The organism is Leptospira yasudae (assembly GCF_003545925.1).
GTDB classification, from domain to species: Bacteria; Spirochaetota; Leptospiria; order Leptospirales; family Leptospiraceae; genus Leptospira; species Leptospira yasudae.
Window position 1 is genome coordinate 148,322 of sequence record NZ_QHCU01000002.1, and the last position, 12,034, is coordinate 160,355.

At 43.5% G+C, this 12,034-nt stretch carries 10 protein-coding genes; 5 read left to right on the top strand and 5 right to left on the bottom strand.

Annotation, left to right across the window (positions count from 1 at the left end):
* The first annotated feature begins 91 nt into the window (after nucleotides 1-91).
* The 4 genes from DLM76_RS05845 to DLM76_RS05860 all read left to right on the top strand — a co-directional run bounded on the left by DLM76_RS05845 (nucleotide 92) and on the right by DLM76_RS05860 (nucleotide 4,979).
* The gene (locus DLM76_RS05845) at nucleotides 92-1,786 is read left to right on the top strand and encodes a methyl-accepting chemotaxis protein (protein ID WP_118964657.1); all 1,695 of its coding nucleotides are present in this window, start codon (nucleotides 92-94) and stop codon (nucleotides 1,784-1,786) included.
* A gap of 124 nt (nucleotides 1,787-1,910) precedes the next feature.
* Complete coding sequence (locus tag DLM76_RS05850; protein ID WP_118964942.1) at nucleotides 1,911-2,789, top strand: M50 family metallopeptidase; 879 nt, start codon at nucleotides 1,911-1,913, stop codon at nucleotides 2,787-2,789.
* A complete protein-coding gene (locus DLM76_RS05855) occupies nucleotides 2,786-3,724 on the top strand; it encodes a UDP-glucuronic acid decarboxylase family protein (protein WP_118954467.1) in 939 nt (312 codons plus the stop codon). Before DLM76_RS05850 ends, DLM76_RS05855 begins: the two co-directional genes overlap by 4 nt.
* Before the next feature lie 79 nt (nucleotides 3,725-3,803).
* A complete protein-coding gene (locus DLM76_RS05860; RefSeq protein WP_118964658.1) occupies nucleotides 3,804-4,979 on the top strand; it encodes a Re/Si-specific NAD(P)(+) transhydrogenase subunit alpha in 1,176 nt (391 codons plus the stop codon).
* On the opposite strand, the gene DLM76_RS05865 is transcribed toward DLM76_RS05860, so the two are convergent.
* From DLM76_RS05865 to DLM76_RS05880, 4 genes are read right to left on the bottom strand one after another with little or no spacing between them, the layout of a single operon-like run.
* A complete protein-coding gene (locus DLM76_RS05865; protein ID WP_118954465.1) occupies nucleotides 4,938-5,474 on the bottom strand; it encodes a phosphatase PAP2 family protein in 537 nt (178 codons plus the stop codon). The genes DLM76_RS05860 and DLM76_RS05865 overlap by 42 nt on opposite strands.
* On the bottom strand, nucleotides 5,471-6,790 hold the full coding sequence (gene hisS, locus DLM76_RS05870; RefSeq protein ID WP_118954464.1) for a histidine--tRNA ligase: 1,320 nt from the start codon (nucleotides 6,788-6,790) through the stop codon (nucleotides 5,471-5,473). The genes DLM76_RS05865 and hisS overlap by 4 nt, the downstream gene beginning before the upstream one ends.
* A 6-nt stretch (nucleotides 6,791-6,796) precedes the next feature.
* Entirely contained in the window at nucleotides 6,797-7,945 is a 1,149-nt protein-coding gene (locus DLM76_RS05875) for a DUF1577 domain-containing protein (RefSeq protein WP_118954463.1), read from the bottom strand.
* Between the two features lie 9 nt (nucleotides 7,946-7,954).
* Complete coding sequence (locus tag DLM76_RS05880) at nucleotides 7,955-10,018, bottom strand: OmpA family protein (RefSeq protein ID WP_118964659.1); 2,064 nt, start codon at nucleotides 10,016-10,018, stop codon at nucleotides 7,955-7,957.
* Nucleotides 10,019-10,112: 94 nt separating this feature from the next.
* Here DLM76_RS05880 and folP point away from each other — a divergent pair, with 94 nt between their 5' ends.
* The gene (gene folP, locus DLM76_RS05885; RefSeq protein ID WP_118964660.1) at nucleotides 10,113-10,958 is read left to right on the top strand and encodes a dihydropteroate synthase; all 846 of its coding nucleotides are present in this window, start codon (nucleotides 10,113-10,115) and stop codon (nucleotides 10,956-10,958) included.
* Nucleotides 10,959-11,047: 89 nt separating this feature from the next.
* Here the strand turns inward: folP and DLM76_RS05890 are convergent, their stop codons facing one another.
* Nucleotides 11,048-12,034 (bottom strand): tetratricopeptide repeat protein, encoded by a 987-nt coding sequence (locus DLM76_RS05890; protein ID WP_118964943.1) that lies wholly within the window; start codon nucleotides 12,032-12,034, stop codon nucleotides 11,048-11,050.

A 12,034-nucleotide genomic window follows, 5' to 3' on the forward strand; every position in this document is an offset into this window, starting at 1 on the left:
ACATTAGACACTTACTCTTTTTAAATACGATCTAAAATTCTTCTTTAAGCCGATCCGTGCGTATTTTGCGATGGAAATGGAGGAGCTTTGAATGAGAAAAAATCTCCCTGTTACGAATAAAGAATTAGAGATTCCCACAACTGCGGTATTGATTTCGCGTACCGATACGAAAGGAAGAATTTCTTACGTTAGTCAGGATTTTGCGGATATAAGCGGTTTTAGCGAGAAGGAAATGTTAGGCGAACCGCACAACTTGATCCGTCATCCGGATGTTCCTGCGGAAGTCTATCGGGAAATGTGGGAAACGATTCAAAGCGGCAATCCATGGAGCGGCGTAGTGAAGAACCGGGCTAAATCCGGAGATCATTATTGGGTAGACGCGACCATTACTCCGGTAATGAGCGAAGGAATCGTCTCTGGCTTTATGTCCGTTCGAAAAAAAGCGACTCGGAAACAGATCGCTAAGGCGGAAGTTCTCTTTAAAGAACTCAATGATACGAATTCAGTTTCTTTAAAGATCAAAACGAGATTTCATACCTTATCCAAAAAATTGGGATTAGCCGGAAAAATTTTCACCTATGCTCTGCTTGTTTTTGTTCCGCTGTTATTTGCGAATATAGAATGGATTCATAGCGGAATGATGTTGCTTCCTTTGATCGGAATTCTTTGCGGAACGTTGGGAATCGTTTTTCTGATCGGAACGATTTTAGGTTATCGAAAAGAGATTCGGGAAATCATTGCGATTCAAAAAGACATCGTATCGGGGAATTTTCTTTTAGAGATTCCCGCTCGGAAACAAAATTCGGAAATTGCCGAAGTGTATTCTTCGTTGAGAGTTCTTGTAATCAGCGTTTGGGGATTGTTGGTTCAGATCAAAGAAAACTTCGAAAAGAATCAAGAGCTCTATCAATACCTTTCTCAATCCACCGAACAATTCCAATCCAAGACGCATACGCAGGCGGCATCCGTAGAAGAAACTGCATCGGCTTCTCAGGAATTGTCGTCCACAATGGATGAGATCGTTAAATCGATTCATCTCCAGTCATCCGGCTTGAACGCGATCAACGAAGGAATCGGAAAGGTGAACGAATCGATTCAGAAAGTTTCCAAATCGATGGATGATCTTTCCTTTCAAACTTCTTCGGTAAAACAAAAAGCTTCTCAGAGTGAAGAGACGTTCGGAAGAGCGATCTTAGCGATGGATGAAATCAAGGAATACTCGAACGGAATTTCTAAAATCATCAGCATCATCACTTCCATTTCGGAAAAGACGAATCTTCTTGCATTGAACGCTTCTATCGAATCTGCAAGAGCGGGCGAAGCGGGAAAAGGTTTCAGCGTGGTCGCGGAAGAAATTTCAAAACTCGCCGATCAAACACGAAACTCAATTAAAGATATCGTGAGCCTGATCGGAAACACAACCAAAGCCGTTGACTTTGGCGCGGAAAAATTTCAAGAGTCGCTATCGATCGTAAAAGAACTTACGGATTACATCGGTGAAGTGAATTCTTCCGCTACGATCGTTACCGCATCCTTAGCGGCGCAAGCGGAGAAGTTAAACGAAATACGAAAGAACACCGATCAAGTGGATCGACTCGGCGCTACGGTAAACGAATCTTCCGGTTTTCAAAAAGCGGCTTCCAATGAAATTTCTTTATCGATGCAGACGATCTCTGATAGTTCAGAATCGATTGCGAGAACTTCCGAAGAAATTAAACATACCGTAGACGAATCTGTTGTAAAAGCGACAAAGCTGCAGGAGATCTTAAAACATTTCAGAACTTAACTTCGCGATCCATAGAGAGCGAAGTTTGAGTCGTGCCGATTTATCTTTTCGATAGAGTAAAACTAAGTTTTACCACCCGTGTAAATTCTATCGAAAATGGAAAAATCTGCCGATAATGAGATCGATGGAGAATCGATTTCTCAGGCTGACGATTTTTATTTCGATCGCGATTACTCTTTTTTCGTTTTGGGATCATCACCTTGTCAGTTATCTGAAAGACTTTATCGTTTTCATTCATGAGATCGGTCACGCGATCGCGGCGCTTTTAACGGGCGGCTCCGTTCATGCGATCGAATTGCACGGAAACGAATCCGGAGAAACGATCGCGATTCCAAGTTCCGGAAAAGGGGCGTTTATCTTTGTCGTGTCCGCCGGTTATCTCGGTTCTTGTTTGATCGGCGGTTTTTTATTGAACCGCGGATTTTCCGGAAAGATGGTCCGCCCGACTTTGATTTCGTTCGGAGCGATCCTTTTGCTCATGACCATTTCTTATTCAAAGCCGGGTAACTTGGCGCAATATACGGGAATTCTTTGGGGGTTGGGTTTCGTGCTGCTCGGTCTCTTCAATCTAAGATTGAATCAATTCGTTCTTGTGTTTATCGGAACGAGCATCACTCTATATAGCCTATACGATCTTCTGGATTTTACAGGGAATATCGCTTACACGGACGCAGGAATTATGGCGACGTGGATTACGGGCGCAAATCCCGCGAACGGGGTTCCCAAATCGGTAATTGTTCTGGGATATTTGATTGCCCTCCTCTGGTCTTTTTTTAGCTTATCCATCATATTCGTATCGGTTAAAAGAGTTTTCCAATCGCAGGTTCCGAACCAGGATTTTCTGCAGGAAGAGGACTCGTTCCACTTTCCCGAGGACGGAAGTATGGAAACTCCATTCCCGGGAGAAATAACTCCGGAAGTTATGGAATGGTTTTTCAGCAAAGGCTTGGATTTAAACGGAAAACCTTTGCAGTCGGAATTTTTGGAAAAAGAAGAATCATGAGTAAAAAAAGAATTTTGATCACAGGCGGAGCCGGATTTATCGGATCGCATCTTTGTGCTAGGCTATTAAACGAAGGAAACGAAGTTATCTGTTTGGATAATCTTCACACGGGAAGAAAGAAGAATATCCAAGAGCTTTTCGATCATCCGAAGTTCGAATTTATCAGACATGACATAACCGATCCGATCAAACTCGAAGTGGATCAGATCTACAATATGGCTTGCCCCGCAAGCCCGGTTCACTATCAATCCAATGCAATCAAGACGATCAAAACAAACGTATTGGGAATGATGAATATGCTCGGTCTTGCCAAACGAGTAAAAGCGAGAATTCTCCAGGCGTCCACAAGCGAAGTTTACGGAAACCCTCTCGAACATCCTCAAAAAGAATCTTATTGGGGAAACGTAAATCCGATCGGAATCAGAAGCTGTTACGACGAAGGGAAACGCGTTGCGGAAACTCTCTGCTTCGATTATCAAAGAAATCATAAAGTGGACATTCGGGTCATTCGCATCTTCAACACTTACGGACCGAGAATGCTTCCCGACGACGGAAGAGTTGTCAGTAACTTCATCGTACAAGCCCTTAAAAAAGAAGACATAACACTTTACGGAGAAGGGGATCAAACTCGTTCCTTTTGTTATGTCGACGACTTGGTCGAAGGAATCATCCGAATGATGAACACCGAAACTTTCTCAGGTCCGGTCAACCTCGGAAACGACGGAGAATTTACGGTTCGCGAATTAGCAGAAATGGTTCTGAAGGAAACGGGCTCTTCGTCCAAGATCATTCATAAACCATTGCCGCAGGACGATCCGGCCCGTAGAAAACCGGACTTAACTCTCGCAAAAAAACATCTCGGATTCGAACCTAAGGTCCCTCTTATTGAAGGAATTCGGAAAACCATCGATTACTTTAAAAATAACTTGGATTAAATTTACGCGAAGAAAATCTGGACGTACTTTACCGAAACGCGTCCGGAAACGCTATTGAATCAATCACCGGGAATAAATTATGAATATTGGAATTCTAAAAGAAGCTAAAGAAGAAACAAGAGTATCCGTAACTCCTGATATCGTCGACGCATTGAAAAAGATCGGAGCAACCGTTCTCGTAGAAAAGGGCGCAGGAGAACAATCTTTCTATCATGACGAAGATTATAAGAAAGCCGGAGCGAGTCTTGTATCTCGTCAGGACGTTCTCAGTAAGTCCAATATCATCGTGAGCATTCACCTCGCAGATCCTGCGACTTTAGCAAAGATTAAATCGGGAACAATCTATCTCGGAATGTTCCAACCTGCGATGAACGCACAAACCATCCAAAAACTCGCGGCTAAAAAAGTCGAAGTTCTCAGCTTGGATGCGATCGCGAGAATCACCAGAGCACAGTCTATGGACGTGCTTTCTTCTCAAGCAACCGTTGCGGGTTACAAAGCGGTTCTTCTTGCCGCTTCTCACTTGGCTCGTTTTTTCCCGATGCTTACTACCGCAGCGGGAACTATTACTCCGGCTTCCGTTCTGATTATCGGAGCGGGGGTTGCAGGTTTACAAGCGATCGCTTCCAGCAGAAGATTAGGAGCGGTTGTGGACGTATTCGATACAAGACCGGAAGTAAAGGAACAAGTTCACTCTCTCGGCGCTAAGTTCGTGGAAGTGGAAGGCGCTTCTCACTCTGCGGCTGCCGGCGGATACGCGGTGGAACAAACCGAAGAATATAAAAAGCGTCAGCAAGAAGCCATCGATAAATATGCACAGAAAGCGGATGTAATCATCACTACCGCTTTGATTCCGGGTAGAAAAGCTCCGTTGCTCATTACGAAAAAAATCGTGGATAACATGAAATCCGGTTCCGTAGTCGTGGATCTCGCTTCTTCCATGGGCGGAAACTGCGAATATACGAAACACGGACAGAATGTCGTAACTCCGAAAGGTGTAACCGTGATCGGTCACAAAAACCTTGCGGGTTCCATTCCGAGCGACGCTTCTAAAATGTTCAGCAAGAACGTTTTAAACTTTCTCAAACTTTTGATTAAGGATAAGAAGATCAATCTCGATCTGAACGACGAGATTCTTTCTTCTACGACGATCACTCACGAAGGCGAGGTTCGTCATAAACTTACATTGGATGCATTGGGATCGAAAGCGGGTTCAGGAGCAGCAAAACCGAAGAAGAGCGCTTCCAAGAAATAAACCGGCGAAACCGAAAAACGTTCCGATAATCCAACCGCCGATCACATCGCTTACGAAGTGATGTAGAGAAAGCAACCTACCAACTCCGGCTAAGAAACTAATCAGAATCAAGGCCGGAGAAAACTGAAACAAAAGCACAAGAATCAAAACCGCAGTCATCGAATTCGCCGCGTGAGCCGACGGAAACGAATGTTTCATGTCCGGATTCGAATCCACTTTGCCGGCGACGGTAATCAACGGCCGTTTTCTCGCGATCAGGCGTTTGAGGAATAAAACAAAGCGGTCGTTTGCATAGGTCACAAGCCCGGTAAAAAGCAAAACCCAATACCAGGCAATCGGAAGATCGCTCTTTAAATAAAGAAACGGAAGAAGAATGATAAGAAAAACTTCTCCGCGATTGATTTTGGAAAGGACGTGACTCAACTTAGGATTGTGGAGATTGGTCCGAATCCAAGTAGAGAGTGAAAAATCGATTTGGTCTACGATTTGTATCAAAGTCGAAAGTCTTTTTTCAGAATATCGGCAAGCCCTTTTCTCGATAGGCTCTTTTGTTCTCCGGAAACAAGGTCCTTGATTTGAACCGTTTCCGAACGAATTTCCGATTCTCCAAGAAACAGTACGTAACGATAACCTTTTTTTTCCGCGACCTGAATTTGTTTTCCGATTTTTGCGGAATCTAACATCGTTTCGGTGAGGATTCCATTCTCGCGAAGTTCTTTGGAAAGTTTGAATGTTTCCACAAACAGCGCTTCGTCCATGATCGGAAGAAAAACCGTTTTTTCCCTGCTCAAGTCGGGAATTAGATTGTGGCCTTCTAAGAAGTTTTTTAAGGTCACATCGCCCAAGCCGAAACCGATTCCCGAAAGTTGTTCCTTGGAAAATAATCCGATGAGATTGTCGTATCTTCCTCCGCCGTACAAAGATCTTCTGTTTTCGGGATTCGTGTCGAATACCTCGAAAATACATCCGGTATAATAATCAAAACCGCGGATGATGGAAGGATCGAATACAAGTTGTTTGTCGACTCCGAGTTCTTTGAGTTCTTTGAATAAGTTTTGAATGAATGAAACGGAATCAGGATCGATTCCCGGTATTTTTGAAACGGTTTCTAAATTAGAAGCGAGATAGGTTTCGATCAAAGCGAGCTGCTCGTCGAAATTGCTTAGTAGAGGTTTAATCTCGGCTTGAAAGGCTTCGGGCGTAATTTTGGATTTTTTATCCAGAAGTTTGGAAACACCGTGAACTTGATTTTCATTGAGTTTCAGCGAATTCTTTAAAAAACTATCCAGAAGTTTTCTATGCGAAACTTTGATTTGATACGATCCGGTGGGCGCTCCGAATCTTTGTAAGATGGAATCCGCAATGAGAAGAATTTCGAGTTCCGCACGGTGTGTGTCCACGCCGAAAAGATCCACGTTCAACTGCCAGTGTTCGCGAAGTCTCCCTTTGCCCGGTTGTTCGTAACGCCATAGGTTTGGAATGGAAAACCAACGAACGGGACGGGGAAGATTTCTAAGATTTCCCGCGACCATTCTTGCAAGCGTCGGCGTCATTTCGGGACGAATCGCGACTCTGCGTTCTCCCTTATCGATAAAATCGTATAATTGTCGCTCAACGATCTCTTCTCCGCTTTTGGCTTTGTAAAGATCGAACGACTCGAGGATGGGTCCGTCATATTCTTGATACCCGAAAGACAAAACTGTCTCCCGCATAACGGAAAACATCCAATTCCGGAGGCGCATTTCCTCCGGATAAAAATCTCTGGTACCTTTGTAGGGCGCTGTGGTTAAAAAGTTCTTCTGATTTTCCAAGGCAAATTACTGAGTCTTAATGAAGTTCATATTTTTCTTCAATAGAGTCATATTTGCCTTAGCATCGTTGGAGCCAACTATTTCTGCACCCACGTGATAGATTTCTCCGACTTGAGAAATATGTCGGATATGAAACGCAAATCGCAGCGGGGCTTGCATCTTAAAGGTGATATCGGCCGTAAAAACCGGTTTGTGAAGAAAGGATTCGATCAGTTCGGATTCGGTAACCTCAAGAAGAATTCCACCTTCCGAAATGTTCAGGACGTTTTGTCTGATGTCTAACGATTTCGTGTTGGAATCTCCCATTCTCGAATTGAAAATCTCTTCCATCTCCTTATACAAAGGGATGACTTTATCTGAGATCGGACCTTCGCTCGATTCGATCACACCCATCGCAAAGATTTGAGCTTCACCTCCGTTTTGAAAGACGATCGGATAAATAAGAAGAGAACGGGTTTTGCTTCCTTTAAAGAAACGCATTCTTTCTTCGAGAATCAATTCTTCTTGAAGAACTTCTTTGATCGGAAGAAGATCCAGGTTTGCAAATTCGCCTTCTTTACCGGTGTCCAAAACCGACGTATCGGGGATGTAGATCGGCTTTTTGAATTTTTTTACGAGTTCTTCCTCGGGCGTGAGTTCTTTAGAAGAACTGAATACGAGTTTGGAATTCGGATACATCGCTTTTACCTTGCGATTCAAATCGTTGAGGATGATCTGACCGGAAGTTCCAAGTACTTTATTGATTTCTAATTCTTTTCTAGGAATCAAAAACTTATGCGAAATGACTTTGCCGATCAACCCTTCGATGCGAGGTGACATTCTTTGGGTTTTCGCGATTTTTGCGAAAACGGGTTTGCAAACGATCTGAGAATCGGTTTTTTCGATCACTTCGAATCCGATTTCTATATGTTTGGAAAGAGTTCTATATAGAACGAGTTCGTCGTCGACGTTCGTAAGAGTTGAGTCGATGGGAAATACGAACGATCCGTCTTCCCGGATTTCCATCGGCTTCAATTCCTGATGAAAAGGGGATTCTTTAACGAGCAAACCCTGAAAGTGAATGTATTCCTTGAGAATATATTTGATCTTATTCAGGTCTTGGATCGTTTCCCAAGACCTGGGAGCTTGCAGATATTTTTGATATTGTACCGTCATGAAAACTCCTTAGAGCTTTCTGAAACCCACTCTTCTGTTTTTTGCTCTGCCAGTTTCTGTCTCATTATCAGCTTCCGGTTGCGAATACCAATAGGCTCTGACTTTCATCCGTTTTTCCGAAATCCCCTTAGAAAGAAGATATTCATAAACGTTACGAGCCCTTTTAGCACTCAATCTCGTATTGTATTCTTTCGAGGCGACGTTATCCGTATGCCCCCCGATTTCAATTTTATCGGACGCATTTTTAACAAGATAGTCTACAAGAGGCGCTAGGAACTTTTTGTTCTCGTCCGTGATTTTTGTTTTATTAAATTCGAAGTAAAGTTGTAGATTATAGATCGGATCTACGTCCTTCTCCGCTTTAAGAAAAATCGTCACGGTTCCATTTTTGGAAATATTTTTTTGAACGATGTTCACACTTTCGGAAATATATTTCGGAGCGGTCGCAAATAATTCGAAATCGCTTTCCGGCAATTTATTGACTAAAAAGGATTTCTTATCCGTTTCCTGAATCAGAGATTCTCCTTTTCGATTGATCGGTGTAAAAAGTGTGACTTTTGCATCGGAAATAATTTGTTTCGTTGTGGCGTCCGCTACAACCACTTTCATCGCTGCGGAAGTCGGAGTTTGATTCTCAACGGATGGTTCGGCTTTCGTTTCTTCCGTTTTTCCTTCTCCGGTTTTGATGGGAAGAAGCACGTACGTTCTATAAATCTTTCGATTCTTTCCAATATTTCCTCTCAGATCGAGAACGTCTTCCTGAGGATGAAATCCGGGAGAACTGATCTCAACACGATAAACTCTTCCCGTTTGAAGATTTGCAGAGAAGTTCGACGGCTTTCCTTTTGTGAGATCGCCTCCGATCCGTTTGGAAGTGATTACGGTTGCAGGTTTGTTTCCGTCGTAAATCTTCAACGTTGAATCCAATCCGATCATCGTTTTTTCGGAACCGTCCAAAACCAAACCCTTGAAGTTGAGCGCGTAAGAATTGCGGAGAGATTCCGGGACCTGAAAGCGATAGATGTCGAACTGACCTTCTCCTCCCGTGCGGTTGGAAGAAATATAAGCCCAAATTCCATCTCGATCAAAGCTGATTCCTTCGTTGTCGAATCCTTCCCATTTGTCCGTGTTAAACGGTTTTGGAAGAAGCAACAAAGACGATTGATCCACTTTCGGAACGACGTTTTCATTTTGTTTCGCGGTCGGTGATTCTTCCGGTTCTTCTTCGTCTTCCAACATGCTGTCTAACGCGGTTTTATATCGGAGGAAGATCCGGTAGAGTTTGAACTTCTTTCTTTCGTCTTCGCGATTGGAGCTGAAATAGAGTTGTTCTCCATCTTGATGAATAAACGGAAGAATGTCGCTTTCGGAAGAATTGAGAGGCGCTCCTAAATTTTTCGGTTGAGACCAAGTTCCATTTTTCGTATTTCGAACCGAGATCCAAAGATCGAAATCTCCGTAACCGCCCGGACGATCCGATGAAAAGATCAGAAAGTTTCCATCGGGTGAAATCGCAGGCATCTTCTCGTTGAAGTTGGAATTGATTTCGTTGAGATGTTCGGGATCGGTCCATCTTCCGGTCTTCTTGTCTTTTACGGTTTTATAAATGTTCAAACCTTCAAAACCGGTACGGCCCACAGCCGTGTTGATCGTGGATGTGAAATAAATTTCGGAAGGTGCATGGTTTGCGTCGAATAAAATCGAAACGCCGCCTTCGAATGCGTTCGAGTTGAATAAGTTCGGTTTGCGAACGCCCGGAACGGAAGGACGTCTCAATTCTTCCCGAATGTTCTGATTCATGTTTACCGGCTTGGTCCATTCGGCGGGAATTTCTTTGTCCATGTAGCGGACGTTTTCGGAAATCCAAAGATCCATTCCGCCTTCGCCGCCGGGACGATTGGATTGAAACACGACGTATTTGCCGTCAGGGCTGATGATCGGATTGTACTCGTCGTTTTGTGTGTTGAGAGGTTGGCCGAATTGTTTTTCGGGAAGATCCGGCAAGGGCTGCGAAAAAACGGGCGCGAGTGTGCAGAAAAATAAAAAGAAAATCGATTTCAAAAAAGGACGCATGAATCACTCCAAAAAGAATGTAGAAGAGTTGCCGTTTTTAGTTTAAATTCAGGATCTCCCTTAAAGTATCGGTCTTGGTTCGGAGTTTTTAAAGATGGAAAGTAAGCTGGATACGAATTCTTCGGAGCATTCTCCCGTGATCTTCGGAGTTTTGAACATCACTGAAGATTCGTTTTCGGACGGTGGAAAATATCTGACTCATTCTGCTTCCTTGCAAAAGGCCGAATCCCTTGTGTCTCAAGGCGCAAACGTGATCGATATCGGTGCGCAATCTTCCAATATCCAAGCGGGTTTGGTCGGGCCCGAAATCGAATGGGTGAGAATGAAGAATTTGATCCCTGATCTGATCGCAAAGGGAGTTCGTGTTTCCGTCGATTCGTTTCAACCGGAAGTCATTGCTCGTTCCTTGGAAGCCGGAGCCGAATTTATCAATCATATCCGCGGTTTTGTGGATTCTGAATCCGTTCGTGAAATTTCAAAGTTTGCGGGCAGCGATCGAAAATTCATTCTCATGTATTCGCACAATCAATCCAATCGCGCGGAAAAGAATTCTCACCTTACGCAGGATAACGTGATTTCCGAAATCGTCGGATTTTTTCGGGAAAGAAAAAAGACTCTGATCGAAGCGGGAATTCCGCAGGAACAATTGATCTTTGATCCGGGAATGGGATTTTTTCTCAGCCCCGATTTTCAAGTCAGCTTTGAGGTTTTAAGAAGAATCCAAACTCTTCAAGAGGAATTCTCACCGATGATGGTTTCCGTTACGAAGAAATCGTTTTTAGGAAACGCACTCGGCGGTTTGGAAGTGAACGAACGCGAAATCGCGACCGTGATCGCTGAATTGTATCTTTCCATTCAAAAAGTGGAATATATCAGAACGCACGAACCGAAAAATCTGAGACAGGCTCTGCGTATTTGGAATCTTCTTCGTTGTTCGTGAACGAGTTCCGTTTTATTTTTGCAGAAGTTTACAAGAACTTTTTATATAGGGTTGTTTGTCGGAACAACTAGTACAGATGCATTCACGGATTAACGTCCGACTTTGATGTCTTCGATCGTTTTCTTGCCGGCAGGATTGAGCGTCGGTAAAATCTCTTCTTCCCGGATTTGTAAACCTTTTGCCTGCATTCGTTTGATATAAGGGAGAATCGGATGTAAGTCCGCGTTCGGATTTACGGACAAAAGAATCCGTTTCCAGAGTTCAATGAAGGGAACCGTTTCCTTTTCCGATTCGGGAGATTTTCGAATCCACTCCAGTGCCTCGGAGTAATTTCGTTTTTCGTAATATGCTTTCGCGATATAATAATTCAAATCGGGGATTTTGTCGTCCGTCGAATGAAGATTCATCGCGAACATCAAAAGGTCGTCCCACTTTTCCAAGTCGTGCGCGAGCAGGACCATCGATGCTCGTGCGTTTTTGTGATACGGATTGATCTGGAGAATTCTTTCCAAATAGTAATACGCTTTTTCGAAGTCCTGCTTTTCAAGAAAATAGGCGCTTAATTCTTCCCAAGAAACGACTTCCATTCCGGGAATCTTGGATTGAACGTCGAGCAACAAAACCGTTTCTTCTCTTCTGTTTTGCGTATTCAATAGTTTGCGAAATTGTTGAATCTGATCCTTCTTTGCGGATTTCAAATAAAGAGAGATTTCCTCTTTTGCAAGATCGTATTCATCGATCAGATAATGCATGCGGATCAAGTTGGAAAAACAGACCGGGTTGTGATCGGAAAGTTTCAGACATTCTTTCCAAGCGGCTTCCGCGTCGTCCAAAAGGGAATTCTTCGCTAAAAGAACGCCGATATTGTTTTTATCTTCCGCGGTGGTCCCCTTTCCGCGAAGACCTCTTACTTTCCAAACGGAAGAAATCGTTTCCAGTTCAGCTTGAGAAAATTCGGATGAATTCAAATATAAAAAGGAAGGATCGGTTTCCAATACTTCCGCTTCGCGGATCGGATAAATACAAAATTGAAAAAGAGACGCGAGTAATACGAGCGATAGAAGTTCGAACCGCAG